The 24,081-nt window shown below is 67.8% G+C and carries 22 protein-coding genes, 2 tRNA genes and 1 pseudogene; 8 read left to right on the top strand and 17 right to left on the bottom strand.

Going from position 1 to position 24,081, the window contains the following annotated elements:
* Window positions 1–74: 74 nt before the first annotated feature.
* The gene (locus tag ACOKR1_RS00125; RefSeq protein ID WP_422934780.1) at window positions 75–389 is read right to left on the bottom strand and encodes a GNAT family N-acetyltransferase; all 315 of its coding nucleotides are present in this window, start codon (window positions 387–389) and stop codon (window positions 75–77) included.
* Entirely contained in the window at window positions 386–1,429 is a 1,044-nt protein-coding gene (locus ACOKR1_RS00120; protein ID WP_422934779.1) for a pirin family protein, read from the bottom strand. Before ACOKR1_RS00120 ends, ACOKR1_RS00125 begins: the two co-directional genes overlap by 4 nt.
* 387 nt (window positions 1,430–1,816) lie before the next feature.
* On the opposite strand from ACOKR1_RS00120, the gene ACOKR1_RS00115 reads away from it, so the two are divergent.
* Window positions 1,817–2,176, top strand: coding sequence for an ArsR/SmtB family transcription factor (locus ACOKR1_RS00115; protein ID WP_422934778.1), 360 nt, complete (start codon window positions 1,817–1,819; stop codon window positions 2,174–2,176).
* Window positions 2,173–2,655, top strand: a complete 483-nt coding sequence (locus ACOKR1_RS00110; protein WP_422934777.1) for an SRPBCC family protein — start codon at window positions 2,173–2,175, stop codon at window positions 2,653–2,655. Before ACOKR1_RS00115 ends, ACOKR1_RS00110 begins: the two co-directional genes overlap by 4 nt.
* A gap of 246 nt (window positions 2,656–2,901) precedes the next feature.
* On the opposite strand, the gene ACOKR1_RS00105 is transcribed toward ACOKR1_RS00110, so the two are convergent.
* Both ACOKR1_RS00105 and ACOKR1_RS00100 read right to left on the bottom strand, forming a co-directional pair.
* Window positions 2,902–3,786: a rhomboid family intramembrane serine protease gene (locus tag ACOKR1_RS00105; protein WP_422934776.1), complete on the bottom strand. Its 885-nt coding sequence runs from the start codon at window positions 3,784–3,786 to the stop codon at window positions 2,902–2,904.
* Window positions 3,787–3,826: 40 nt separating this feature from the next.
* Window positions 3,827–4,372 carry a peptidylprolyl isomerase gene (locus ACOKR1_RS00100; RefSeq protein WP_415856423.1) on the bottom strand — a complete coding sequence of 182 codons (546 nt, stop codon included), beginning with the start codon at window positions 4,370–4,372 and terminating at the stop codon, window positions 3,827–3,829.
* A 165-nt stretch (window positions 4,373–4,537) separates the two neighbouring features.
* Between ACOKR1_RS00100 and ACOKR1_RS00095 the strand changes: the two genes are divergently transcribed.
* From ACOKR1_RS00095 to ACOKR1_RS00085, 3 genes are all read left to right on the top strand, one after another.
* Window positions 4,538–5,500: a hypothetical protein gene (locus ACOKR1_RS00095; RefSeq protein WP_422934775.1), complete on the top strand. Its 963-nt coding sequence runs from the start codon at window positions 4,538–4,540 to the stop codon at window positions 5,498–5,500.
* A gap of 89 nt (window positions 5,501–5,589) precedes the next feature.
* The gene (locus tag ACOKR1_RS00090) at window positions 5,590–6,468 is read left to right on the top strand and encodes a glycosyltransferase (RefSeq protein ID WP_422934774.1); all 879 of its coding nucleotides are present in this window, start codon (window positions 5,590–5,592) and stop codon (window positions 6,466–6,468) included.
* A 17-nt stretch (window positions 6,469–6,485) separates the two neighbouring features.
* Window positions 6,486–6,845, top strand: coding sequence for a putative immunity protein (locus ACOKR1_RS00085; protein ID WP_422934773.1), 360 nt, complete (start codon window positions 6,486–6,488; stop codon window positions 6,843–6,845).
* On the opposite strand, the gene ACOKR1_RS00080 is transcribed toward ACOKR1_RS00085, so the two are convergent.
* A complete protein-coding gene (locus ACOKR1_RS00080) occupies window positions 6,842–7,750 on the bottom strand; it encodes a DMT family transporter (protein WP_422934772.1) in 909 nt (302 codons plus the stop codon). The two genes, ACOKR1_RS00085 and ACOKR1_RS00080, sit on opposite strands and share 4 nt — an antisense overlap.
* 87 nt (window positions 7,751–7,837) lie before the next feature.
* On the opposite strand from ACOKR1_RS00080, the gene ACOKR1_RS00075 reads away from it, so the two are divergent.
* Window positions 7,838–8,506, top strand: coding sequence for a PadR family transcriptional regulator (locus ACOKR1_RS00075; protein WP_422934771.1), 669 nt, complete (start codon window positions 7,838–7,840; stop codon window positions 8,504–8,506).
* Window positions 8,507–8,693: 187 nt separating this feature from the next.
* Window positions 8,694–9,704 carry an ATP-binding cassette domain-containing protein gene (locus ACOKR1_RS00070; protein WP_422934770.1) on the top strand — a complete coding sequence of 337 codons (1,011 nt, stop codon included), beginning with the start codon at window positions 8,694–8,696 and terminating at the stop codon, window positions 9,702–9,704.
* Window positions 9,705–9,721: 17 nt separating this feature from the next.
* Here the strand turns inward: ACOKR1_RS00070 and ACOKR1_RS00065 are convergent, their stop codons facing one another.
* On the bottom strand, window positions 9,722–10,936 hold the full coding sequence (locus ACOKR1_RS00065; protein WP_422934441.1) for an IS110 family transposase: 1,215 nt from the start codon (window positions 10,934–10,936) through the stop codon (window positions 9,722–9,724).
* A gap of 254 nt (window positions 10,937–11,190) precedes the next feature.
* On the opposite strand from ACOKR1_RS00065, the pseudogene ACOKR1_RS00060 reads away from it, so the two are divergent.
* A pseudogene (locus ACOKR1_RS00060) lies at window positions 11,191–12,015 on the top strand (ABC transporter permease).
* A 190-nt stretch (window positions 12,016–12,205) separates the two neighbouring features.
* Here ACOKR1_RS00060 and ACOKR1_RS00055 read toward each other — a convergent pair.
* From ACOKR1_RS00055 to dnaA, 11 genes are all read right to left on the bottom strand, one after another.
* Window positions 12,206–12,278 (bottom strand) — tRNA-Ala (locus ACOKR1_RS00055).
* A 20-nt stretch (window positions 12,279–12,298) separates the two neighbouring features.
* Window positions 12,299–12,418, bottom strand: coding sequence for a DLW-39 family protein (locus ACOKR1_RS00050; RefSeq protein ID WP_415856613.1), 120 nt, complete (start codon window positions 12,416–12,418; stop codon window positions 12,299–12,301).
* A gap of 30 nt (window positions 12,419–12,448) precedes the next feature.
* A tRNA-Ile gene (locus ACOKR1_RS00045) sits at window positions 12,449–12,522 on the bottom strand.
* A gap of 62 nt (window positions 12,523–12,584) precedes the next feature.
* Entirely contained in the window at window positions 12,585–13,196 is a 612-nt protein-coding gene (locus ACOKR1_RS00040; RefSeq protein ID WP_422934769.1) for a DUF3566 domain-containing protein, read from the bottom strand.
* Window positions 13,193–15,835: a DNA gyrase subunit A gene (gene gyrA, locus ACOKR1_RS00035; protein ID WP_422934768.1), complete on the bottom strand. Its 2,643-nt coding sequence runs from the start codon at window positions 15,833–15,835 to the stop codon at window positions 13,193–13,195. The genes ACOKR1_RS00040 and gyrA overlap by 4 nt, the downstream gene beginning before the upstream one ends.
* A 49-nt stretch (window positions 15,836–15,884) precedes the next feature.
* Window positions 15,885–17,951 carry a DNA topoisomerase (ATP-hydrolyzing) subunit B gene (gyrB, locus tag ACOKR1_RS00030; RefSeq protein WP_422934767.1) on the bottom strand — a complete coding sequence of 689 codons (2,067 nt, stop codon included), beginning with the start codon at window positions 17,949–17,951 and terminating at the stop codon, window positions 15,885–15,887.
* A gap of 207 nt (window positions 17,952–18,158) precedes the next feature.
* Window positions 18,159–18,725, bottom strand: a complete 567-nt coding sequence (locus ACOKR1_RS00025) for a DUF721 domain-containing protein (RefSeq protein ID WP_422936702.1) — start codon at window positions 18,723–18,725, stop codon at window positions 18,159–18,161.
* Window positions 18,725–20,071 carry a DNA replication/repair protein RecF gene (gene recF, locus ACOKR1_RS00020; protein WP_422934766.1) on the bottom strand — a complete coding sequence of 449 codons (1,347 nt, stop codon included), beginning with the start codon at window positions 20,069–20,071 and terminating at the stop codon, window positions 18,725–18,727. Before recF ends, ACOKR1_RS00025 begins: the two co-directional genes overlap by 1 nt.
* Before the next feature lie 24 nt (window positions 20,072–20,095).
* Window positions 20,096–20,980, bottom strand: coding sequence for a phosphogluconate dehydrogenase (NAD(+)-dependent, decarboxylating) (gene gnd, locus ACOKR1_RS00015; RefSeq protein WP_415854693.1), 885 nt, complete (start codon window positions 20,978–20,980; stop codon window positions 20,096–20,098).
* A 97-nt stretch (window positions 20,981–21,077) separates the two neighbouring features.
* Entirely contained in the window at window positions 21,078–22,202 is a 1,125-nt protein-coding gene (gene dnaN / locus ACOKR1_RS00010) for a DNA polymerase III subunit beta (protein WP_422934765.1), read from the bottom strand.
* A 466-nt stretch (window positions 22,203–22,668) separates the two neighbouring features.
* Window positions 22,669–24,081, bottom strand: coding sequence for a chromosomal replication initiator protein DnaA (gene dnaA / locus ACOKR1_RS00005; protein WP_422934764.1), 1,413 nt, complete (start codon window positions 24,079–24,081; stop codon window positions 22,669–22,671).

Genomic DNA, 24,081 nt, shown 5'->3' with positions numbered 1-24,081 from the left:
GTAAGTTATCCACGCTGGGGATATCCCTGTGGATGACCGGGATCGCTCCCCCACGGCGAGCGCGGGCAGGAGACTCAGTCCTCGGGAGCGACGAATCCTTCGACCACAAGATCCTGATACTCGGGATGCCGTCGCAGGAAGGCCCGCACGTACGGGCAGTACGGCCGGATCTTGACCCCGCGTGAGCGCACGTCGTCGAGCGCGAACGTCACGAGCCGGCCCGCGAGGCCAAGCCCCGAATAGCCCTCGTCAACCTCCGTGTGGTCGAACGCGTAGACCGCGCCCTTCTCCTGCGGGCGGTAGAGCGTCATGCCGATGCGCTTGCCGTCGTCACGAAGCTCGTAGCGGTGATGCTCAGGCACCCAGGCCAACTCGATCCGGTCCGTCACCGGGCGTTCCTTTCTCGCGAGCCCCCGCGCGGGCGGAGGCGGACGTGCGGGAGTTCTGGCGCGGGAAGCGCCGAGTCGCCGCCGGTGAGTTCGACCACCGGCCCGAACCGGTCGGCGTCGCCGGCCGTCCCGTCGGGCACGGCGCCGATCTCGCGCTGCCACGCGTCCCGGTACTCGACGATCTCCTCGTGGCCCCGGCCCACGAAGTTCCACCACATCGTGATCTCCTCGTCGAACGGGGCACCGCCAAGCAGGAGGAGGCGCAGCGGTGCCATTCCCGGGTTCCCAATCCGGAGCGCAGACGCGCCCGGGGCCACATACGCGAGCGTCCGGGCCGGGACCTCGGTCCGCTCGACAAGAGCGGGGGCATTGTCGGCCAGGAAACCGTGCTCGAACCCTGGGTCGACCTCGATGACTGCCTCGGCCTCCGGCGGAAGGAGGATCTCGACCCCCAGCAGCGGCGTGTGAGTTCGCACCGGAGAGGCGCTTCCGGCGAGCGTCCCAAGGAATATGCGCGCCTCGCCCGCCGCGTTGCCGTCGGGGTCAGCGACGACGACGGCGCCCGGCACGTAGCGCTCGAAGTCCGGCTCGGTGTGCCTCGCCCCGTCCGGGAGGGCCACCCACAGTTGCGCGCCGTGCAGCACCGTGGTCCCCGGCGTCGAATACTCAGAGTGATTGATCCCGCGTCCGGCCGTCATGAGATTGAGCTCGCCGGGGCGGACCAGGGCGTGGTGCCCGGCGCTGTCGCGATGCTCGATCTCCCCGGTGAAGAGCCAGCTCACGGTCTGGAGGCCCGTATGGGGATGCGGCGGGACGTGCATTCCACCGGTGAGGGACACGTCGTCGGGGCCGTAGTGATCAAGGAAGCACCACGCGCCGATGAGCGAACGCTCCTTCGAGGGCAGCGTGCGTCTGACCGGCATAGCGCGGGGACCGCCCAGCGGAACATCGCGCGGGACGATGAGCTCCACGTGGGCGGCAGGCCCGGCCTGCCCGGTACCGCACAGCGTCTCCTGGGGCTCAAGTTCGAGATTGCTCATGGCGGCCTCCTTCGCCCGAGCCTAACCCGTTGGACCGACAGCGGCGAGTGGCTCGTTCGCCCGCGGGTCGCGGGCCCTCCCCGACCTCTGACCCAAGTTGTGCACTTTCCAACAGGGCCTATCCCCAAAGTTATCCACAGGTGTGGAGAAGTGCGGTGGCTGTGGAGGAGAAAGCAATCGTGACCCGGAACTCTGCGGGGTTAACGGGGCCTGAACTACACGCTTGTAAGTTACCCACACTGTGGACAAGAACTGTGGACATCGATTGTGGCGACCCTCCAACTCCGCCGAAATCGGGGTCTTGACTGCGTCCACTGGTCGGCCTAAGCTCGAGGTATTCAATCAATTGGTTGATCAAGAAACCAGTTGAATACACGGGGAGACGCCATGAGCACCGTTGCAGCAGACCCCGAGACGGCCGAGGAAGACCGGCTCAATCGGGCCTTCGCCGCGCTCTCGGACCCGCTGCGGCGAAAGCTCGTAGCGCGCCTCGCCCAGGGAGACGCGACGGTGAACGAACTCGCAGAGCCGTTCTCCGTCACGCTGCAGGCCGTCTCGAAACACCTCAAGGTTCTCGAAGACGCTGGCCTCATCACGCGCAGTCGCGACGCCCAGCGCCGCCCCTGCCATCTCGACATCCAGGCTCTCGCGCGCCTCACGGCGTGGATTGAGGGCTACCGCCAAGCCGTCGAGGAACGCTACGCGCGGCTCGACGCGCTGCTCGCATCGCAGGAGGACCCGTCATGACCACCACCAAGACCCTCGACGTCTCGGCCGAGCCCGGGCTGCCATTCATCACCGTCACGCGGGAGTTCGACGCGTCCGCCGAGCGTGTCTTCCGAGCGCACACCGATCCCGAACTCTTCGCGCAGTGGATCGGACCGCGGAAGTACACGACGACGATCGACCACTACGACGCCCGCTCCGGCGGCGCCTACCGCTTCAGCCAGAGCGATGGGCAGGGGAACTCGTTCGGCTTCCACGGCTCGTTCCACGAGATCACGGCCCCGACGCGGATGGTCCAGACGTTCGAGTTCGAGGGCGCCCCGGGCCACGTGCAGCTCGACGCGGCCCAGCTCGAGGACCTGGACGGCGGCCGCTGCCGGCTCACCGTGCGCTCCTCCTTCCAGTCCGTCGAGGCGCGCGACGCCATGCTCGCCGCGGGCATGACCGACGGCATGAGCGAAGGCTACGAGCGGCTCGACGAGATCCTCGGCCGGAGCTAGCCACTCCGCCGCGCCGAGCACGCCAGCCACAGGAGATCCACAGCATGAGCATGCGGTTCTCCACAGCTGGGGAGAGTCGATCCGAAGTGGCGCTCTCGGAAGTCCCCGGATCGCCGTTTTTGCAGGGGTGACCTGCCAGTAACTACACATCTGTAAGTTGTGCACACTGTGGAAAACCCTTGTGGACAACACGAGAGGCCCCTACCGGACCACATCCGGTAGGGGCCTCTCGGCGTCCAGGGGAAGTCAGATGTTGGAAACGTCCGACGAAGTCGGAAGCGATCCCCCCACGGCATTCATGCGAACCAGAGTGATGACCACGAGGATGGCCACAACCAGCACCATCCCGCCGATCTGGACGGCGAGCTGGTAGCGGCCGCGCGGCGCGTAGGCGATGGCCGCCGTCGTGAGCCCGCCGGCGATCAGGCCGCCCAGATGCGCCTGCCACGCGATGCCCTGCACCATGAAGCCCAGCGCGGCATTGATCGCGATGAGCACCACGAGCTGCGTCACGTCGCCGCCGCGCTGGCGGACGACGACGAAGAGCGCGCCGAAGAGGCCGAAGATCGCCCCCGAGGCCCCAATCACGCCGTTCATCGAGACGGGGGTGAGGAGGAAGAAGCCGACCGAGCCGCCGAGCGCCGAGATGACGTACACGGCGAGGTAGCGGGCGCGGCCGAGGGCCGGTTCGAGCACCCGCCCGAAGATCCACAGCGTGTACATGTTGAGCACGATGTGGAGGAAGAATCCCTGCGAATGCAGGAAGGCACTCGTGAACATCCGCCACGGCTCGACCTCGGTCAGGGCCGTCGCGTACGCAAAGTCCTGATAGACCTCGTCGTTCGGGATGAGCCACTGGAGCGCGTAGACGAGCACGCACAGCGCGATGATCGACCACGTCACAATCGGGGCTCCGGCGGTGCGGACCGCCGCCCCGTAGCGCGTTCGGACGGGCGCCGCCGACAGTTCGCGGACGCAGTCCACGCAATGGATGCCGACCGGAGCCGGCCGCTGGCATTCCGCGCAGGCCGGCCGCCCACACCGCTGACACCTTACGTAGGAGACACGGTCCGGATGGCGGGGGCACACGGGGGGAGCGGCCGGCTCACCCGGAGGCATTCCATAACTCATGGAGAATATTTCGGCGGGTTAGATTCTGCTGTTGGAATGCTCAGAGCTGCTCGACGTCGATCGACGTAATGACCACGTCGTCGACCGGGCGGTCCTGCAGGCCGGTGCGCACGCCCTCGATCTCGTCGACGACCTTCTTGGAGGCGTCGTCCGCGACCTCGCCGAAGATCGTGTGCTTGCCGTAGAGCCAGCTCGTGTCGACCGTCGTAATGAAGAACTGCGAGCCGTTCGTGCCCCGGCCGCCCTGGATGCCGGCGTTCGCCATGGCGAGCTTGTACGGCTCCTTGAAGTTGAGCTCCGGGTGGATCTCGTCGTCGAAGCGGTAGCCCGGGCCCCCGACGCCCTTGCCGAGCGGGTCGCCGCCCTGAATCATGAAGTCCTTGATGATGCGGTGGAAAATCGTCCCGCTGTACAGGGGAGTGCCGCTCTTGTCCTCGCCCGACTCCGGGTGGGTCCACGACTGCTCGCCCGTCGCGAGCCCCACGAAGTTCTTCACGGTCTTCGGCGCGTGGTTGCCGTAGAGGTTGACCACGATGTCGCCGTGGTTCGTGTGAATGGTTGCCTTGGCAGTTGCGATTGCGCTCATGCGCTCATTCTTCCACGGGCGTCAGAACGGCAGCCGGGCCCGGACGGGCGTTCTGCGGTCGGTGAAATCACGGAACTTGACCCCACGTCATGCCCGACATTCGTAGCATACGGCGCAATGCTCTCGTAGGCTGGCGAGTGACCGAGCCGATGTCTGGAGGAAGCCGTGAAGAAATCACTGGAAAAGACCGTCACGAGCAGCGTCGAAAATGCGCGGGATTGGGCACAGCCTCGCGTCGATGCAGCGGTCGAGTGGGCTGTCCCGAGACTACAGCAGGGCCTCGACGCCGCCTCTCCCAAAGTTCAAGAGGGGATCAAGTCGGCCGCGCACAATCTGGCGGAGGGGGTCGCGACCGTGACCCCCAAGCTGCAAGAGGGGCTCTCGCACCTCGCGCCGAAGATCAGCGAGATCGTCGACAGCACGGCACCGCGAGTCCATGAGGCACTCGACAAGGCGGCGCCGCGAGTCCACGAGGCACTCGACAAGGCGGCACCGGCCATCAAGGATGCGGCGGACCAAGTGCTCCCCCGCATCTCAGAGGGCATCGCGACGGCGGCCGAGACCGTGAACCGTGGGCTTGCCGCGGCTCCCGGCCAGGTCGACGCCGTGGCCCAGCGCCTCGCGGAATCGGGCATCGTGCGCCAGGCCGACGCCGCCGCGAAGCAGGCCGTCCACGCGGCCCAGGAGGCCGTGCAGCAGGTGGCCAACGAGCCCGTCAAGAAGAAGAAGCGCGGCCTGCTCATCTTCGGTGTCCTCGCGGCGGCGGCCGCGGCCGGTGTCGCCGCGTGGCGGGCCGCCAAGCCCGTCGAGGACCCGTGGAAGACCCCGGTGCCCGTCAAGCCCGTGGCGGTCAACCCGCCGTCGTCCGCTGCCGCGCCCGCCGCAGCTGAGGCGAGCGCCGCCGCGGAGGGCTCGGCCGAGGCCGCGAAGGGCGCCGAAAGCGCAGAGCCAGCCCCGGTGCCCGCGAGCGAGACCTCGATGGGCCCCGAGAGCGACGAGAACTCCGAGGCGGACGCCAGCGACGAGGCCAAGAGCGAGGCCAAGCACGTCGCGAGCGACGCGTCCGCCGCGATGCGCAATATCCACAACGCGAGCAAGGACTCGGACGAAACCGCGTCCCAGTCGTAGCCGAACCTCGCGAGGCGCCGGGCGCCGCACAATGGAGGGGATCCGCCAGAAGGCGGATCCCCTCCATTGCTTTGCTAGATTTGACGCTGATGGCTCCAGAACCCGCCTCCTCGCCGCCGTCGTCGTCGTCGTACACGACCGGACGCCTTGGCGTGTCCATCGTGATCCCGGCGTACAACGAGGAGAGCGTGATCCGCCAGTGCGTCACGGCCGCCATCTACCAGTCGGTGCCAGCACTCGAGATCATCGTGGTGGACAACATGTCCAAGGATTCGACCGCGGCAATCGTCCGGCAGATGCAGGAGGAGTACCCCGAAGCGGGGATCCGGCTCCTCAGCCAAGACCGCGCGCAGGGCCTCATCCCCACACGCAACTTCGGCCTCGACGCCGCCCGCGGCGACATTCTGGGCCGCATCGACGCGGACTCACTCCTTGAGCCGGACTGGGTCGAGGAGGTCATCAAGGCCTTCAGCGACGCGTCCGTGGAGGCCGCGACCGGTCCCGTGGTCTACTACGACATGCCAATGCGCCGCTTCGGGCTCAAGGCGGACGACAAGGTCCGTCAGCTCATGCTCAAGCTCGCCAAGCACCAGTACCACTTCCTCTTCGGCTCCAACATGGCACTCCGCCGGGGGGCCTGGGAGATCATCCGCAGCGAGGTGTGCCTCGACGAGCGCGACGAGCTGCACGAAGACATCGACCTCTCCCTGCACCTCGCGGAGCACGAGCTGCGGATCCAGTACTGGCCCAACATGGTCTCGGGCATGTCCGCGCGCCGGCTCGAGGATTCGCCGCGCGACTACCGCTACTACGTGACGCGCTTCGACCGAACGTACAAGGCGCACAACGTCAAGAAGATGGCCCTCAAGGCACCCATGGTCGTGATCTTCTCTCTCTATTACCCGGCCAAGCTGCTCCGCGCGATCCACGCGGCGAACACCACGACCGTCAAGCGCGGCGGGATCTGAGCGGGGCGAGGACAGCCATGGCCGCGGGAGGAGAGAGCGAGTCCGAGCACCGCGCTCACGCCCTGCTCGCCGCCGAGGCCGCCGCCCGCGTCCTGCCGCTGTTCGAGCGCGAACGCCCTGGCGATGCCCGCCCGCGGCGCGCGGTTGAGGCGGCGCACGCATGGATCCGCGGCGAGATCGGCGTCGTCGAGGCGCGGGCCGCTGCGACGGCCGCGGACGCCGCGGCCCGGGAAGCGTCAAGCGAGGCGGCACGTTCTGCCGCGCGCGCCGCGAGCTTCGCCGCGGCCTCCGCCCACGTGGGTGACCGCGCCAAGCGGGCCGTCGCCTATGCGGACCGCGCCGAACGCGAGGCTCGCGGCGCGCAGGAGGCGCCCTAGTCCGCGCCGAGTTCGGGCTGACTGCGCGGTTCGCGCCGTGAGCGGCGCTGCCCGAGGACGACGACGGCGAGTCCGGCCAGGATGGCCGCGAGCCCTCCGTAGATCCCACCTGGGAGCACCTCGTGGAGGAACACGGCCGCGAGAATCGCGGCCCCGGGGATCTCGAGCAGGATGATCATCGACACGACGAGCGGGCTGAGCGTCGCGACGAGGTGATTGAACGCGGTGTGCCCCACGAGCTGGGCCGCAACCGTGATCGCGAGAATGCCCACCCAGCCGATCGGCTCGAAGCCAGCCAGTCGCTGGCCGGAAGCGGCCGCGAGGATCGCCACGACAACCGCACACACCCCGTAGCAGAGCGCCGTATACGTTCCCGTGCTCATGGTCCGGCGGGCCTGTCCGCCTGCCATCGTGTAGAGCGCGGCAAGGATGCCTCCCGCGACCGCGAGCAGGTCGCCGAGCAGGGCCTCGTGCGAGCCGCCGCCGAGGTCAAGCCCCGTGATCGCGACGACGCCCGCAAAGGAGAGGCCGAGGCCCACCACGACCGCGGGTGGCAGCCTCCGCCCGCGCACGAGCGAGAACACCGCGATCCAGCCCGATTGGAGGCACACGAGCGCCGTCGACGCCGCGACGGACGTGAGCGTGAGCGACAGGATGAAGCACACGAAGTGGAACGCGAGCGCGACGCCCGCGACGGAAGACCACATGAACTCGCGCCTCCCGAGGCGCCGAAACTGCGCCGGCTCGCGGACCGCGACGGGAGCCGCCATGACGACGGCCGCGAGGGCGTTCCGCCAGAATGCGATCGCGAGCGCGGTCACGGAGCCTCCCGCGAGTGTTGCCGCGATGAGCGGCCCGGACGCGGAGACGCCGAGCACACCGGCAGCAGCGAGGAGGAGGGTCACCCGACCACTCTAGGCTCTTGACCGAGCATTCCATGAAGAATACTCTGACTAAAGTATTAGGAAGCGGATAGGGGAGTCGACCAGGCCATGCCCAAGCGCCCAGTTTCGAACCCGCTCGCACTGGCCGTACTCTCGTGCGTCTGGGAGCGGCCCATGTATCCGTACGAGATCACCACGACCCTGCGCGAGCGAGGCAAGCAGGACAGCATCCGCCTGAATTTCGGCTCGCTCTACGCGGTGATCCGATCGCTCGAATCGCACGGCTTCATCCGCGCCGCACGCACCGAGCGCGAGGGCAACCGCCCCGAACGCATCGTGTACGAGATCACGCCCGCCGGCATGACCGAGGCCCTCGACTGGCTGCGGGATCTCCTCGCGCGGCCCGTCAAAGAATACCCGGACTTCGAGGCCGGTCTATCCCTTTTGCCGATGCTGACCCCCGACGAGGCCAGGTCGTGCCTCGAACAGCGCCTCGAGCGGCTCGACGGCGAGATTCGTGCCCGCAAGGAGCTCGAAGACACGAGTGCAAACGGCCTCCCTGAACTCTTCCTCATCGAGTCCTCCTACCGGCTCGCGATTCAGAAGGCCGAGCGGGCTTTTGTGGCCGAGCTCCTTGAGCGCATCGACCGCAAGACGTTCGGCGGGCTCGACCTGTGGGAGGGCCTGCATGCCGCCCTCGCCGCCGGAACCTCCCGCGACGAGATCGCCGCGCAACTCGCGGCCCGACTGGGAGAGGGGGGAGAAACAACGGCCTGATCGGCCACGCAGCGCCCCCGCGCGCGGCAACCGCAAAAGGGCGGCCCGGATGCGCCAACATCCGAGCCGCCACCACCCGAGTCCTCCAGTGTCACCTGCCGCAGCGCGCGAAGCGCCGCGTCGGCCCGGGGTACGGCCATTCTAGTGCTGGCCCCGTGGGAGGACCCCACCCCGAAGGAATCCACCCATGTCACCACACCAGACGCCGCACAACGGCGCGGCGATCGCCGCCGCCGACCTCGCGAAAAGCTATCCCGGCGGACGCGGCAAGCCCCCAGTCCGCGCCCTCGACGGCCTCACGTTCGAGGCCTCCACCGGCGAGGTCTTCGGACTCCTCGGCCCGAACGGCGCCGGGAAGTCGACGGCCGTCAAGATCCTCTCGACCCTCTCCCGCGCAGACTCAGGCAGCGCACACGTGGCGGGGATTGACGTCGCCCGCCACCCCGACAAGGTGCGCGCAGCCATCGGCTTCGTCGCGCAGAAGTCCGTGTGCGATCCCATGGACACGGGGTACGAGAACCTCGTGCTCGCCGGCCGGCTCCAGGGTCTCCCAGGTCCCGCCGCTAAAGCGCGGGCGCTCGAGCTCCTAGAGCGTTTCTCGCTCAGTGGAGCAAGGGACCGCCTCGTGAAGACGTACTCCGGCGGGATGGCGCGCAAGCTCGATGTCGCCGTCGGCCTTATGCACCGCCCGAGCGTGCTGTTCCTCGATGAGCCGACCACGGGCCTCGACCCGGAGGCGCGCGCGGACATGTGGGACGAGATCGAGGCCATGGCCGGGACGGAGAACATGACCGTGCTCCTCACCACGCACTACCTCGACGAGGCCGATCGGCTCGCCGCCGACGTCGCGATCCTCGACGCTGGGCGGATCGTGGCGAGCGGCGCGCCGGAAGGGCTCAAGCGCGAGCTCCACGGCGACGCCGTGATCGTCGAGACGGGGCTCGACGCGGATCCAGCGGCCGCGGCCCGCACCATGGCGAACCTCAGCGACGTGCGCGAGGTCTCGCGCGACGGGCGCACCGTCCGATGCAGGACGGACGACGGCGCAGCGACGCTCCCGCACGTCCTCGCGGCGCTCGATGGGGCTGGCGTCGCGGTCGCCTCGGCGACCGTCGCGCGACCGAGCCTCGACGACGTCTATCTCCGCCACACGGGCCGGGCCTACTCGGCCGCCGTCGCCGAGGAGGTGGCGGCATGAGATTCCCTAGGTCAACCTCAGGCGGCGATTTGCATGGCGCCTCCGTGCAGTTCGGGGTTGTAGGCGGTGTTGTCTTGCCAGCAGCGCCAGATCACGCGGACCCAGGCGCGGGCGAGGATGCGCACGGCGTGGGGGTGCCGTTTGCCCCTGCTGATGGCGTCGTTGTAGACCTTCGCTGCCCACGGGCTGACGTGGCGGGAGTCGTCGGCGAAGTCGATGAGTGCATTGCGGAGCTTCTTGTCTGCGGCCCATCGAAAGCCGACGGCGTGGTACTTCCCGGATGCGCGGGTCACGGGCGCGACACCGGCCAGCGCGGCGAGGGATTCCTCGTCGGGGAAGCGGGCGCGGACGTCTCCGATCTCGGCGAGCAGCGCTGCTGCGCGCACGCCGTGGCCGGCCTTGGGCAGGCTGGTGAAGATGTGTGCGTCGGCGTGGGTGTGGAGGCGTTCGATGATCTCGGCCTCGAGCTCGCGTTCTTGGTTGCGGACGGTCTCGACGGCCTTGAGCAGGGCCAGGACGCACGCGGCGTGGCCGTCGGCTTCGTCGGCGGACAGGCCCGCGGGCGGGGCTTCGGACACTCGGGCGAAGAGCTCTTCGAGGGGTTTGCGGCCGCAGTAGGCGATGCGTCGCAGGAACGCGGCAAACCTTGCCTGGGTCAGCCGGGCGGCGGCGTGTTGGGTCGGGTAGCGGCGCAGGAACGCGATCGTCACGTCGCTGTCCAGGCGGGCGAACAGCCCGATCGCGCCGGGGAAGCAGCGCTCCAGCTCGGCGCGGAGCTGGTTGACCAGTCCGACGCGGGCCTCGACCAGCTGCTTGCGGGTGCGGGACAGGGAACGCAGTACCTGGGTGGCGTCACCGTCCTGGGTCAGCGGGGTGAGCCGGTGGCCGTCGGTGCGGAGCACGTCGGCCAAGAGGTAGGCATCCCCGGCGTCGGACTTGGCTCCCGATCCGCTGTAGCGGGTGCGCAGGCCCTTGACCTGACGCGGGGTGATCACGAAGACCCGCAGGCAAGCGTCGAGCAGTGCTTCGACCAGCGGGCCGTCACAGCGCTCGATCGCAACGCCCTCGACGCCGAGCTTGGTCAGTCGTGTGACCAGGCCGTTGAACGTCTTGCGGGTGTTGGGGATCTCGAAGCGGATCCTGATCGCGCCGCGATCGTCGACCACGCAGATCGCGTGGGTCTTGCTGGCCCAGTCGATGCCAGCGAAGAGCTGGCCCTGATGTGTGGACACGTCTCTGGTCCTTCCGGTGATGATGGAACTGGCACCGTCGGTGTCGAGAAGCCGGCCCGGATGCTCATTGCGTGGCGGTCCAACCCGCATATCCCTAGCGCCGGTGGTGGCTTCCCGGCCCGGCGGCTGCCGCAGATCTCATGCTGGTCCTCGACGAACGAGCGAGCGGGGCGGTCAGCCACCGGCCGGCGATTCAACAGGAAGCCTCATCCCGCGCATACCTACCTGGCTACTACTGAAGGAATGGTGCACCAATGAGCGAGATCACCCTGACCCGGGCCGCCACCCCCGCGCGCCCGGCGTCCCCCGCGGCCGTCACGCACACGGCCTTCCTCACGGCAAGGCTCCTCCGCGGCTTCTGGCGGATGCCCATGTACCTCGTCATGAACCTCGTCCAACCGATGATCTGGCTCTTGCTGTTCGGCCAGCTGTTCAAGTCAATCGCAGACATCCCCGGGTTCGCGTCGGGGAGCTACGTGGACTTCATGACGCCGGGCATCGTCATGATGATGGCGCTGTTCGGGATCGCGTGGGCAGGTACCTCGTACATCCAGGACATGGACCGCGGCGTCATGGACCGCTTCCTGACCTCGCCCACGAGCCGTGGCGCGCTCATGGTCTCGACCATGCTGTTCCAGGCGGTCCTCACGGTCATCCAAACCGCGGTCGTTCTCCCTGTCGCGTGGCTCACGGGCGCGAAATTCAACCGCGGGTGAGCCGGCCTCATGCTCCTGTTCGTCGCCGCGATCCTTCTGACACTCGTGTTCTCCGCGCTCTCGAACGCCGTGGCGCTCATGGCGCGGCAGCAGACGGCCCTTATCGGGATCTCGCAGCTGCTCTCGTTCCCGCTCATGTTCATCAGCTCCGCGATCATGGACACGCGGCTCTCGCCCCCGTGGGTGCGGGACCTCGCCCGGTTCAATCCGTTCGAGTGGGCGGTCGCGGCCGGGCGCGAGGCCCTTAAGTCCTCACCCGACTGGGGCACCGTGTGGGGCGATCTCGGGCTCCTTGCGGCCCTCGCCGTCGTCATGGGCTGGCTCGCGACGGCGGCGTTCCGCGCGTACCAGCGCTCCGCGTAGCTGGGTGATGCAGCCCTGTCCTCTTCATGAGCCCGGAAAACGCGCCTCGATGAGACGCGCCGCACCCGCGACCGATAGGGAAGTATCAAGGGGACAGGAGCGAGGGCGTACCGGCTACGTGCACGCCATCGCCTGCGTAGGAAGCAAAAAAGGTCCCGGCACCGTAGGGTGCCGGGACCTTCTGTCACGGTGGAGGCAAGGGGACTCGAACCCCTAACCCCCTGCTTGCAAAGCAGGTGCGCTACCAATTGCGCCATGCCCCCGCGTGGCCCGCGAGCGGAGACTAGTCGACGGTGTCCGTCGTCGAGCTCCACACTTTCTTCTGGGCCTCGGACTCCTGGATCTTCCGTACAAGAAAGGCGCCCGCAAGAGCAGCGATTGCAAGGGCAATCAACTTCTTCACGGGCACCTCCACGTCGGAAAACAGGTTCCGTGGGCGTACCAGGACTTGAACCTGGGACCTCTTCGTTATCAGCGAAGCGCTCTAACCGCCTGAGCTATACGCCCCCATGTGGCCTTTGGCCGAGATATGACTTTACAGCACCCCGGGGCCACCGGCCAAATCGAAATCAGTCGTCCGTAAGGGTCACACCGATCCCGCCCACGAGGGCGGAGGCGATGTTGTAGAGCACCGCTGTGAGCATCGAAAGCGCCGTAAGGAGCACCACGTTGACCACAGCGATGATCGTCGCAAACGAGGCGACCTGACCGAGCGAGGCGACCTTCTTGAGGTCGAACCCGCCGCTCTCCGAACCGGCCACCTCACCGAGGAGACCGTTGATCTTGTCGAAGATGCCCGTGATGTCGAGGACAGTCCACAGCACGATCGACGCCACGACCGTCACGATGCCGAGAGCTACCGAGAGCAGGAACGACATCTTGAGCACCGACCACGGATCGACCTTGCTCACGAGCAGGCGAGCGCGACGCTGCTTGGCCTTCGGCGCGGGGCGGACGAGGCCCTGCGTCGGCGCCCCGCCGAGCGGCGGGCGCGCACCGGGGCGCTGGCCCTGACGGGAGGCCCCCGTGGGCCCGACCGGGCGCTGGGCCACCGTTGGCTGCGCGCCGCGAGGCTGGCTGCTGGCGGACGACGGCGACACGGCCGGCCGCTGCGGGGGGCGGGCCGGTGGGGTCACCTGAGGGTACCCGCCAGGACGGGCCTCGTTCTCGGGCGTGCTCACTCGTTACCTCCGGGGTTCTCGACAGAGTCTCCGGTCAACGTTACGGCATCCGGCGTCTCAGTGCTGTGGGCGGCTGTCTCAGTACCGCCCTCGGCGCCGTCATCTTCCGGGTCCTCAACGAGGCCGCGCTCGGAATTCCGTGCCACGGCGATGATCCGATCGCCCTCGTCCGGGCGGGCGAAGATCACGCCCATGGTGTCGCGACCCGTCGCCGGAACGCCGGACACCGACGAACGGACCACCTTGCCGCCCTCCATGACCACGAGGACCTCGTCCTCGTCGTGCACGATGAGCGCACCCCTGAGGTGCCCACGCCCTTCCTGGTACTTGCCGACCTTGATGCCGAGGCCGCCGCGACCCTGCCGCCGGTACTCCTCGACGGCAGTCTTCTTCGCGTAGCCACCGTCGGTCACGATGAACACATACGAGTCGTCGCTCACCACGTCGGCCGCGAGCAGCTCGTCGTCCTCCCGGAACTTCATGCCGGTCACGCCGCTCGTCGCGCGGCCCATGGGGCGCAGGGCGTCGTCGTCGGCCGTGAAGCGCACGGACAAGCCCTGGCGGGAGACGAGCATCAGATCGTCGGTCTCGGAGACGAGCTGCGCCGAAACGAGTTCGTCGTCCTCGCGGAGGTTGATCGCGATGACGCCGGCGGAGCGGTTCGTGTCGTAATCCTCGAGACGAGTCTTCTTGACGAGACCTCGCTTGGTCGCGAGCACGAGGTACGGCTCCTGCTGGTAGTCCCGCAGATCGAGGACCTGGGCGATCCGCTCGTCCGGCTGGAACGCGAGCACGTTCGCCACGTGCTGGCCCTTCGCGTCGCGGCCGCCCTCGGCGAGCTCGTACGCCTTGGCCCGGTACACGCGCCCGAGGTTCGTGAAGAAGAGCAGCCAGTGGTGCGTCGTCGTGACGAAGAAGTGCTCCACGACGTCGTCACCTCGCAACTGGGCACCCCGGACGCCCTTGCCGCCCCGAATCTGAGCGCGGTACTGGTCGCTCCGGGTGCGCTTGACGTACCCGCCACGCGTGATCGTGACGACCACTTCCTCCTCGGGGATGAGGTCCTCGATGCTCATCTCACCGTCGAAGCCAGCGAGGATGCGGGTGCGACGATCGTCGCCGTACTTGTCGACGATGGTGCCGAGCTCTTCGGAGATGATCTGGCGCTGGCGCGCGGGGTCGCCGAGGATCACGCGGTATTCCGCGATCTGCGCTTCCAGCTCGTCGTTGCGGTCCTGGATCTTCTGCCGTTCGAGGGCCGCGAGGCGGCGCAGCTGCATGTCGAGGATCGCTCGGGCCTGGAGCTCATCGATGTCGAGGAGCCCCATGAGGCCGTCGCGGGCCTCCTCCACCGTGGGGGAGCGGCGGATGAGGGCGATGACCTCGTCGAGCATGTCGAGCGCCTTGAGGAGGCCGCGGAGGATGTGGATCTCCTCCTCGGCCTTGCGCAGCCGGAAGCGAGTGCGGCGCACGATGACGTCGACCTGGTGCGTCACCCAGTGGCGCACGAACGCGTCGAGCGAGAGCGTGCGGGGCACGCCGTCGACGATCGCGAGCATGTTCGCGGCGAAGTTGTCCTGGAGCTGCGTGTGCTTGTACAGGTTGTTGAGCACAACCTTCGCGACGGCATCCCGCTTGAGCACGATCACGAGGCGCTGGCCCGTGCGGCCCGAGGTCTCGTCACGCAGGTCGGCGATGCCCGCCAGCTTGCCGTCCTTGACGAGCTCGGCGATCTTCATCGCGAGGTTGTCCGGGTTGGCCATGTACGGCAGCTCGGTGACCACGAGGCACGTGCGGCCCTGAATCTCCTCGACGTTGACCACGGCGCGCATCGTGATCGATCCACGACCGGTCCTGTACGCGTCCTCGATCCCGCGGTGGCCCAGGATCGTCGCACCGGTCGGGAAGTCGGGGCCCTTGATCCGGACAAGGAGCGCGTCGAGGAGCTCCTCGCGCGTCGCCTCCGGATTCTGGAGGTACCACTGGACGCCGTCGGCAACTTCGCGGAGGTTGTGCGGCGGGATGTTCGTGGCCATGCCCACGGCGATGCCGGAGGAGCCGTTGACCAACAGGTTCGGGAACCGGGCCGGCAGGATCGTCGGCTCCTGGTTCTTGCCGTCGTAGTTGTCCTGGAAGTCGACGGTCTCCTCGTCGATGTCCCTGACCATCTCCATGGCGAGGGGCGCCATCTTGGTCTCGGTGTATCGAGGTGCGGCGGCGCCGTCGTTGCCGGGAGAGCCGAAGTTGCCCTGGCCGAGCGCGAGCGGGTACCGCATGACCCAGTCCTGGATGAGGCGTACAAGGGCGTCGTAGATCGCCATGTCGCCATGCGGGTGGTACGTGCCCATGACGTCGCCCACGACGCGCGCGCACTTGTTGAAGCCGCGGTCGGGACGGTAGCCGCCGTCGAACATCGCGTAGAGGACGCGGCGGTGCACGGGCTTGAGGCCATCGCGCACGTCCGGCAGCGCGCGGCCCACGATCACCGCCATGGCGTAGTCGAGGTACGAACGCTGCATCTCGGTCTGCAGGTCAACCTGCTCGACGCGGTCGATGATGGCGTCTCCGGCCAACAAACCGGCCGCGCGCTCGCCCTCGTCCGGGCCGAGGCCGGGGTTCTCCGGGGTCTCGTCGCTCACGAAATGTCTCCTCTAGTTGCTCTGGCGCGTCTGTCGGCGGAAAACCGGCTCAGATGTCCAGGAAGCGGACGTCCTTGGCGTTCTGCTGGATGAAGTGTCGGCGGGACTCGACGTCGTCGCCCATGAGCACGGAGAACGTCTGGTCTGCCGCGGCCGCGTCTTCCATGGTCACCTGGAGCAGGGTGCGCCGGTCCGGGTCCATCGTGGTGTCCCACAGCTCGGTGTAGTCCATCTCGCCGAGACCCTTGTACCGCTGGATCCCGTTCTCCTTCGGGAGCCGCTGGCCCTTGGCCGCGCCGACGCGGATCGTCTCGTCCCGCTCGCGGTCGCTGTACACGTAGTCGTGCGGATGGTTGGACCACTTGATCCGGTACAGCGGCGGCTGGGCGAGGTACACGTAGCCGTGCTCGATGAGCGGGCGCATGTACCGGAAGAGGAGCGTCATGAGCAGCGTCGTGATGTGCTGGCCGTCCACGTCCGCATCGGCCATGAGCACGATCTTGTGGTAGCGCAGCTTGGCGATGTCGAAGTCCTCGCCGATGCCCGCGCCGAACGCCGTGATCATCGACTGGATCTCGGCGTTGCCGAGCGCCTTGTCGAGGCGTGCGCGCTCGACGTTGAGGATCTTGCCGCGCAACGGCAGGATCGCCTGGGTCTTCGGGTTGCGGCCGCGCTTGGCCGAACCGCCCGCGGAATCACCCTCCACGAGGTAGACCTCGCACTCCGACGGATCCTTCGACGAGCAGTCCGAGAGCTTGCCGGGCATCCCGAACGATTCGAGGGGGCTCTTGCGGCGCGCGTTGTCGCGGGCCTTGCGGGCCGCCATGCGCGCTTGGGACGCCTGGATCGCCTTGCGGATCACATCACGAGCGGGCCCGGGATTGCGCTCGAGCCAATCGCCGAGCTGGTCCGTGACGACCCGCTGGACGAAGCCCTTCGCCTCGGAGTTGCCGAGCTTCGTCTTCGTCTGGCCTTCGAACTGCGGCTCGGCGAGCTTGATGCTGATGACGGCGGTGAGGCCCTCGCGGACGTCGTCGCCCGTGAGGTTGTCTTCCTTCTCCTTGAGGATGCCCTTCTCGCGCGCGTAGCGGTTCACGAGCGAGGTCATCGCTGCGCGGAAGCCCTCCTCGTGGGTCCCGCCCTCGTGGGTGTTGATCGTGTTCGCGTACGTGTGCACGGATTCGGCGTACGCCGTGGTCCACTGCATGGCGACCTCGAGCGCCATCTTCCGCTCGGTGTCGAAACTCTCGAACGCGATGACCTCCTCGTGGATCACCTCGATCCGCTTGGAGGAGTTGAGGTGCTGGACGTAGTCGAGCAGGCCCTCTTCATACCGGTAATCGACAGTCCTCGGCTCAGGCGCGTGCTCGCCGTTTTCGCCGGCGATCTCCTCCTCGTCGACCTGCGCGGAGCGCTCGTCGGTGAGCGTGATGCGCAGCCCCTTGTTGAGGAACGCCATCTGCTGGAAGCGCGCGCGGAGCGTCTCGAAGTCGAACTCGGTGCTGTCGAAGATCGCGGGGTCCGGGTAGAACGTCTGGATCGTCCCGGTCTCCTCCGTGGCCTCGCCCTCTTCCAGACCGCCCACGGGGTGGCCGCCGTCGCGGAACGACATGCGCCACACGTGGCCCTGGCGTCGCACTTCCGTGTCGACCCGGGTCGAGAGCGCGTTCACCACGGAAATGCCGACGCCGTGAAGGCCGCCCGAGACGGTGTACCCGCCGCCGCCGAACTTGCCGCCCGCGTGCAGGATCGTCATGACGACCTCGACCGTGGGCTTGCCCTCCGTGGGGTGGATGTCCACGGGGATGCCGCGCCCGTTGTCCTCGACGCGCACGCCGCCATTCCGCTGGAGCGTTACCTGAATGTGGTCGCAGTACCCAGCGAGCGCCTCGTCGACGGAGTTGTCCACGACCTCGTAGACCAGATGGTGGAGGCCGCGCGGACCGGTCGATCCGATGTACATGCCGGGGCGTTTGCGGACTGCTTCAAGGCCTTCGAGCACCGTGATGCTGCTTGCCCCGTATTCCCTGGGCGCCTTGGGTTCAGGCTTTGGTTCGGGATTCGAACCAGCGGCACCATCCTCGTTGGACGCGTTCGCTGCGCTCTCGTCAGCCACAGGCGGTCTCGACCCCTCTTCGGTAGGCAGGCTTAACATCTCAATTCTACCGGTTGACTCGCGGAAACCCGTCCACACGCGCCCTATGGGTGCCTATGGGAAGCCCGCAAGGGCGGATTTGGCGGCTCAAGAGAGGGCCATCCAAGGGGGAGTGTGGCTCCCGGGCGGTGAGCGGCGCAGACAGCGGATTCCCGGCTCGCGATTCAATCAGCCGTACGTATCCCTGGGTCCGCGGCCGCGGACGGTTCGCGCACCCTTGCGCCAACTCGGCGCCGAGGGGCCGAGCACCTGGAGCGAGCGGACGACGTCGGGCCCCAGCTCGCGCGCGAATCGGTCCAGGAGCGCCGTGCTCAGGAGCCGCAGTTGAGTAGCCCACGCGGTCGAGTCGCAACGCACGCGCAGCGTCGTGTCCTCGAAGCTTTCGGGCGTGCAGTGCGCCGCGACCTCGGGTCCCACGAGCTCGCGCCAGCGCGCCATGACAGAGCCGACCGCCACGGGGGAGGACCAGCCGCGCTCGGCGACCATGCGCCCCATGACGCTTCCGAGGCCCTGGGGGTCGCGGCCGCCGTAGCCGCCGCTGCCGGCCCCGCGCCGTCGTCCGCGCAGGCCGCCCGCGGTTCCCGGGGGCGGAGGCACGAGCGATCCCGTGACCCGCGTACGCACCTCGCCACGCGCCTCGGCGGCCTGGCGCACCCGATTGAGCGCGGCCTGGGCGGCGTCGACCTCGTTGCGCTGGTCGGCCCCGTTGCCGGACGGGCCGAGCTCGGCCGGCATCATTCGCCCACGGCGTTAGCTGCGGAATCCGCCCGGGAGTCTGGCTCCGCGTCGGCGTCCGCTTCGATCCCGCCCGGGATGACGCGAATCCGGCGCCCGGCCAGCTCAGCGGGAATGTCGCCGTCGACCGCGGCCGTCACGATGACCTGCTCGGCATGCGCCACGATTCCCGCGAGGCGCGTGCGCCGCGCGGTGTCGAGTTCGGCGAAGACGTCGTCGAGGATGAGGATCGGCTCGTCGCCCTCGACCGTCGAATCGTCGAGCATCACGTAATACGAAGCAAGCCGCAGCGCGAGCGCGAACGACCACGTCTCGCCGTGGGACGCAAAGCCCTTCGCGGTCGCGGGGCCGAGCAGGAGCTCGAGCTCGTCGCGGTGCGGGCCCACGAGGGAGAGCCCGCGTTCAAGCTCCGCTGGGCGCGCCGCCGCGAGCGCCGCGAGGTAGCGCTCGGCGATCTCGGGGACGGCGAGTGTTTCAAGGCGGCCGCCCGCGGGGGTCGCCTCAGGCTCAACGGACGACGGCGCGTGGTCGCCACTGGGGGAGCCTTGGCCACCAGAGCCTTGGCCGCCGGGCGAGGCGGGGCCCTCGGTGAGCTGGCCGTCGTCGTCCGGCACGAAGCCCTCGATCGAGGACCGGTACGCGAGCCGCGCCGCCTTCGAACCGTCAGTGAGCTGCGCATACGCCGTCGCGACGTGCGGGCGGAGCCGCTCGACGAGCTCGAGCCGGGCCGCGAGAAGCTGCGCGCCGACGGTCGCGAGGTGCTGATCCCACACGTCCAGCGTGGATTCGACGGTCGCGCCGTGGGCCTCGGGGGCCCGATTGCCGCGCGAGCGCGACGTGCGGGCCGATTTGAGGAGCGCGTTGCGCTGCTTGAGGACCCGCTCATAATCGGCCCGCGTCCCCGCGTGCCGGGGGATCAGGACGGTGAGAAGCTCGTCGAGGAACCGGCGGCGAGCGGACGGATCGCCCTTGACGAGTGCGAGGTCCTCTGGGGCGAACAGGACGGTTCGGGCGATGCCGAGCAGCTCCCGGGCGCGGCGCGGGGCGCCCCGATTGATCCGCGAGCGGTTGGCGCGGCCCGGATTGATTTCGAGCTCGAGCTGCGATCGCTGAGCGCCTCGCACGAATCCCGCGCGCACGAACGCCTGTTCGGCCCCGAACCGCACGAGCGGGGCGTCGGAGGAGACCCGGTGCGAGGAGAGCGTGGACATGAGTCCGAGGGCCTCGACCACGTTCGTCTTGCCCACGCCGTTCGGCCCCACGAGGACCACCCGACCAGGCTCAAGCTCGAGGTCGAGCTGCGCGTAGCTCCGGAAGTCCGTGAGCGAGAGCCGTTCGACGTACACCGGGAGAGACCCCGTTACCTTGCGCTACTTCGCGGGGCGAGTGGCGTGCCCGCCGAACTGGTGGCGCAGCGCGGAAACCATCTTCATGGCGGGGGAGCTGTCCTCGCGGGACTCGAAGCGAGCGAAGAGCGCCGCCGTGATGGCCGGGGCTGGCACCGCATTCGCGATGGCCTCCTCGACGGTCCAGCGGCCCTCGCCCGAATCCTCGACGTAGTCGCCGATGTTCTCGAGACCGGGATCCTCGTTGAGCGCCTTGACCAGGAGGTCCAGGAGCCACGAGCGCACGACCGTGCCCTTCTGCCAGGCGCGGAACGTGCCCGGGAGGTCGTTGATGATGTCCTTCGCGGCGAGGAGCTGGTAGCCCTCGGCGTACGACTGCATGAGGCCGTACTCGATGCCGTTGTGGACCATCTTGGCGTAGTGGCCCGCGCCGATCCCGCCCACGTGGACGAAGCTGTCGGCGCGTTCGCCCTCGGGCCGCAGTGCGTCGAAGATCGGCATGGCGAGCTCAACGTCGTCGGCCTCGCCGCCGGCCATGAGGCCGTAGCCGTTCTCGAGACCCCACACGCCGCCGGAAACGCCGCAGTCCACGAAGCGAATTCCCTTCGCCGCGAGGTGCGCTGCGTGACGCTGGTCCTCAGTGAAGCGTGAGTTCCCACCGTCGATCACGAGATCGCCCTCGGACAGCTTGTCGCTCAGCTCCTGAACCACCTTGTCGGTGATCTCGCCGGCCGGGACCATGACCCACACGACGCGCGGCGAGGGGAGGGCCGCAATGAGCTCGTCGATCGACGCGACGTCGGCGACGTCCGGATTCCGGTCGTAGCCCGTGACCTCGAGGCCAGCCTTGCGCGCTCGCTCTCGCATGTTGAAGCCCATCTTGCCGAGGCCGATCAATCCGAAATGCATGGGTGTCCTTTCGACGTCGTTCGGGGCGGGAGGGCGGGTATGGGCGGGAGGGCGGGTGAGAAGACAGACCGGCTCGGGATGTCTCCAGGTCGTCGCGTCAGTTCGGGAGACGAACAGGCATGACGAGATACCGGTAATCGGATTCGTCGTCGCCCTCTTGTTCCTTCTGGGCCGTGATCATGGCGGGCTTCGGCGCGCTCGTGAACGAGAAGCGCACGAACGGGGTCTCGATCACGCCGAGGCCTTCCACGAGGTAGTGCGGGTTGAATGCGACCGTGATGTCCTCGCCCGTGAGCTGTGCCTCGAGCTCTTCCGAGGCCTGGGCGTCTTCGCCTGTGCCAGCATCCAGGACCACGAGCCCGTCCGAGAACGCAAGGCGCACGGGCGTGTTGCGCTCGGCGACGAGGGAGACGCGGCGCACGGCCTCGACGAGGTCCTGAGTCGCGACGATCGCGTGGATCGGCGTGCTGTCAGGGAACAGCGAACGGATCTTGGGATAGTCGCCATCGACAAGCAGCGAGGTCGTGGTGCGGCCGCCGCTCTCGAAGCCGATGAGGCGTGAATCGTCCTCGGCCAGCGCGATGTTGAGTTCGCCCGAGCCGCCGAGTGTCTTCGCGACCTCGTTGAGGGTCTTGGCCTTGACGAGGGCGCTCGTCGAGACGCTCGGGGAACCCGGCTTCCAGACGATTTCGCGCAGCGCCAGGCGGTAGCGGTCGGTGGCGAGGAGCGTGATGAGGCCGTTTTCGAACTCCATCCGCACACCGGTGAGGATCGGAAGCGTGTCGTCCTTGCTCGCGGCGATGATCACCTGGGAGACGCCCTTGGCGAATGCGTCGCCGGAGACGGCGCCGGTGATGTTCGGAAGTTCTGGCAGGGGAGGGTATTCCGCCTCCGGCATGGTTGCCAGGTGGAACGAGCTCCGACGGCACGTGAGCGTGACCTTCGATCCGTCCGTTTCGACGTCGACGGGTGCGGCCGGGAGGCTGCGGCAGATGTCCGCAAGGAGTCGGCCGGAGACGAGAATCGTGCCTTCGGCGCTGATCTCGGCGGGGATCTCAAGGCGAGCCGAGGTCTCGTAGTCGAAGCTGCTCAGGCTTACCACGCCGTCGTGTGCGCGGAGCAGGAGTCCGGAGAGGACGGGGACCGGTGGCCGTGGCGAAAGGGAACGCGCTGCCCAGCTCACTGCTTCGGTGAGGACATCCCGCTCGACTCGGAACTTCACGGAAGGGTTCCCGCCTTTCAACGATTCGTGCGTCCCAGCGCGCACTGTGGACAGCTTAGCCGCAAGAGCGGCGGCACGTTCAACGTGGGGGTCGCTCGGAAGGGGATCGAGTGGAGCCCGTACGGGGAGGAAGGTTCCTGTTGTCTAACGGATCTGAAGAATTTTGTGATTGGTGGTGTTAATAACTGCTGTGGAAACTGTGGAAAACCGTGCTTTGGCCTGATCCGATGCGGGGTCAGGGTGTTCACGACGTGTTGATTCGCTGCGGACGAGCGGGGCCCTCGCTGTGGACCGGCGGATTCTTGTCATTCGGACTCTCCACAGAAGGGTGGGGGGTTTAAGCCCATCCGGCGTGGATGTGCACTTAACTTCCCACAGGGTTGTCCACAGGCCCCTGTTAATAAGGAACGACAAGAACGACGGCGGGTCCCAGCACTGCTGTCGTCCGGGCCCCGCGCGGGGCTGCTCAGACGCCCCGCTGAGCCTGCTTGATCTTGTTCGTGAGTTCGGTGACCTGGTTGAAGATCACGCGGCGCTCGGCCATGAGCTCGCGGATCTTGCGATCGGCGTGGATCACGGTCGTGTGGTCGCGGCCGCCGAGGACCTGGCCGATCTTGGGCAGCGACATGTCCGTGAGTTCGCGGCACAGGTACATCGCGATCTGCCGCGCGGTGACGAGCGTGCGCGTGCGGGACTTGCTGTTGAGTTCCTCGACCGTGAGCTTGAAGTAGGCGGCCGTCTCCTGGAGGATCTGGTCCGACGTGATTTCGAGCGCCGAATCATCCGTGATGAGGTCCTTGAGCACCATCTCGGCCAGGGCCACATCGACCGGCTGCTTGTTGAGGCTCGCGAACGCGGTGACGCGGATGAGTGCGCCCTCGAGCTCGCGAATGTTCGAGGCGATCCGCGACGCGATGTACTCGAGCACGTCGTCCGGCGCGTAGAGGCCCTCGCTGTTGGCCTTCTTGCGGAGAATCGCGATACGGGTCTCGAGGTCCGGCGGCTGGATGTCCGTGAGCAGACCCCACTCGAAGCGCGACTTCATGCGGTCCTCGAAGCCATGAAGCGCCTTCGGCGGCTGGTCCGAGGTGATGACCACCTGCTTGTTGCTGTTGTGGAGGGCGTTGAACGTGTGGAAGAACTCCTCCATCGTCCCCGTGCGGCCCGCGAGGAACTGGATGTCGTCGATGAGGAGGAGGTCCACGTTCCGGTACGTGGTCTTGAAGCTCGTGCCCTCGTCGTCGCGGATCGAGTTGATGAAGTCGTTCGTGAACTCCTCGGAGTTCACGTAGCGGACGCGAATGCCCGTGTAGAGCCGGCGCGCGTAGTGACCGATCGCGTGCAGGAGGTGGGTCTTCCCGAGGCCCGAGTCACCGTAGATGAAGAGCGGGTTGTAGGCCTTCGCTGGTGCCTCGGCCACCGCCACGGCCGCCGCGTGGGCGAAGCGGTTCGAGGCACCGATCACGAACGTGTCGAACGTGTACTTGGGGTTGAGCCGACCGAACTCCTGCGACGTGCTCGGCGGGGTCGGGGCCGGGCGGAGATCCGGGACGGGTTCCGGGCGCTTGAGCGGCTCGAAGATCTCCTCGCGGAGGGGCACGAGCTCGGTGTCGACGTCGATCGCGCAGCGGATGTCCTCGGAGAACACGCCGCGGAGCGCCGCGTCGAGCGGCTCCTTGAGCTGGGTCTGGAGGACCTCACGCGTGAGCTCGTTGGGGACCGCGACCAGGAGCGTCGATCCGATGAGTCCTTGCGCCTGCGCGAGCACTACGAATCCGCGCTGCCGAGGGGAGACGCGGTCGTCCTCCTCGAGCAGGCGCACCACGCGCCGCCACGAACTGCCAACAGTGTTGGCTTCGTTCGCCTCGTCTGTCCCCAT

It is taken from the genome of Sinomonas sp. P47F7 (assembly GCF_049332655.1).
Lineage (GTDB): Bacteria > Actinomycetota > Actinomycetes > Actinomycetales > Micrococcaceae > Sinomonas.
Note: the sequence above shows the minus strand (reverse complement) of the source record. Positions and strands in the feature narration are given on the sequence as shown.

Coding starts and splice junctions, on each gene's coding strand:
- ACOKR1_RS00120 (WP_422934779.1), bottom strand. CDS start 1,429: ATGAGCAATCTCGAACTTGAGCCCCAGGAGACGCTGTGCGGTACCGGG.
- ACOKR1_RS00115 (WP_422934778.1), top strand. CDS start 1,817: ATGAGCACCGTTGCAGCAGACCCCGAGACGGCCGAGGAAGACCGGCTC.
- ACOKR1_RS00110 (WP_422934777.1), top strand. CDS start 2,173: ATGACCACCACCAAGACCCTCGACGTCTCGGCCGAGCCCGGGCTGCCA.
- ACOKR1_RS00105 (WP_422934776.1), bottom strand. CDS start 3,786: ATGAGTTATGGAATGCCTCCGGGTGAGCCGGCCGCTCCCCCCGTGTGC.
- ACOKR1_RS00100 (WP_415856423.1), bottom strand. CDS start 4,372: ATGAGCGCAATCGCAACTGCCAAGGCAACCATTCACACGAACCACGGC.
- ACOKR1_RS00090 (WP_422934774.1), top strand. CDS start 5,590: ATGGCTCCAGAACCCGCCTCCTCGCCGCCGTCGTCGTCGTCGTACACG.
- ACOKR1_RS00085 (WP_422934773.1), top strand. CDS start 6,486: ATGGCCGCGGGAGGAGAGAGCGAGTCCGAGCACCGCGCTCACGCCCTG.
- ACOKR1_RS00075 (WP_422934771.1), top strand. CDS start 7,838: ATGCCCAAGCGCCCAGTTTCGAACCCGCTCGCACTGGCCGTACTCTCG.
- ACOKR1_RS00070 (WP_422934770.1), top strand. CDS start 8,694: ATGTCACCACACCAGACGCCGCACAACGGCGCGGCGATCGCCGCCGCC.
- ACOKR1_RS00025 (WP_422936702.1), bottom strand. CDS start 18,725: ATGCCGGCCGAGCTCGGCCCGTCCGGCAACGGGGCCGACCAGCGCAAC.
- gnd (WP_415854693.1), bottom strand. CDS start 20,980: ATGCATTTCGGATTGATCGGCCTCGGCAAGATGGGCTTCAACATGCGA.
- dnaA (WP_422934764.1), bottom strand. CDS start 24,081: ATGGGGACAGACGAGGCGAACGAAGCCAACACTGTTGGCAGTTCGTGG.